Raw genomic sequence first — 489 nt, forward strand, 5'->3', positions numbered from 1 at the left:
GGGTCGAATTTCAACGACACCTTCATTGGCGATGGTAGCGGTATGGATTTCGACGGTGGTGCCGGGGTTGATACCGTTGACTACTCGGGTTCGACTGCCGGGGTAAACATCAATGTTCGTCTCGGGGTAGGCACGGTAGGCGTGGGCGGGGAGGCGGAAGGCAGCACGTTAGCATTTATCGAAACGGTCATCGGCTCTGCTTTCAACGACGTCCTCACTGTCGGCCCTGCCACCACAGCTACAGGAATACGACTGGAAGGTGGCACTGGCGACGATATCTACAACGTCCATGCGGGCAACTCGCCTACGGTCATCGAGCAGGCCGGTGGCGGTGATGATGAAGTTCGCGTAACGGTGATCAATCCCAACAGCACTTTCCTGGCGGCCAACGTCGAACGCCTGACCTATGTCGGCACCGGCGCTTTCACCGGTTACGGCAACGACATCGACAACGTCATCACCGGCGGTTCGGGTAACGACACGTTGTAT

General features: G+C 57.9%; 1 pseudogene. It reads left to right on the forward strand.

Going from position 1 to position 489, the window contains the following annotated elements:
• Positions 1–489: pseudogene (locus H8S56_RS24400) on the forward strand (beta strand repeat-containing protein); the annotation flags it as partial.

This window comes from Pseudomonas triticifolii (assembly GCF_014358015.1).
Classification (GTDB): Bacteria; Pseudomonadota; Gammaproteobacteria; order Pseudomonadales; family Pseudomonadaceae; genus Aquipseudomonas; species Aquipseudomonas triticifolii.